At 61.9% G+C, this 423-nt stretch carries 1 protein-coding gene; it reads left to right on the plus strand.

The features are described 5' to 3' along the window. Positions 1–423, plus strand: a 423-nt coding sequence (locus FY251_RS22790) for a hypothetical protein (RefSeq protein WP_187367499.1), incomplete at both ends; no start/stop codon positions are given.

Here is a 423-nt window from a genome sequence, read left to right on the forward strand (position 1 = left end):
AGCTTCTTTCCGACGATACCCTGCTGCAGTCACTGAAGAGCACGCTGCTGACGGATGTCCGTTACGGTTACCTGTTCGAGCCGGGGCTGCACAATGGTTATGACGGGCGCCGCATCAACCCGCGATTCGACGTGGTGCCGCCGCTGACGACCTACGCCTTCCTGCGTTCCTCGGCCTGGAACCCGCAGTTCTACGACCCCAACGTGGACTACCAGCCCTGGCCCTACCCGGTCAGCGGGGGGCGTCATCAGATGCCGCAGGCGGATCCCGGCGATCCCCGGCTGGACCCGTTCTCGGATCAGCGGATGAGCGAGTTCCGCAGTCAGAGCGCGCTGGCCAACTGGCTGCGGGATGGCAGCAACTTCCTGGAGGATCTTGAGTGCTTTCTGAACATTTTTAAGGATTGCGATGAGGAGCCTGAAC

The organism is Haloferax sp. KTX1, from assembly GCF_902410085.1.
Classification (GTDB): Archaea; Halobacteriota; Halobacteria; order Halobacteriales; family Haloferacaceae; genus Haloferax; species Haloferax massiliensis.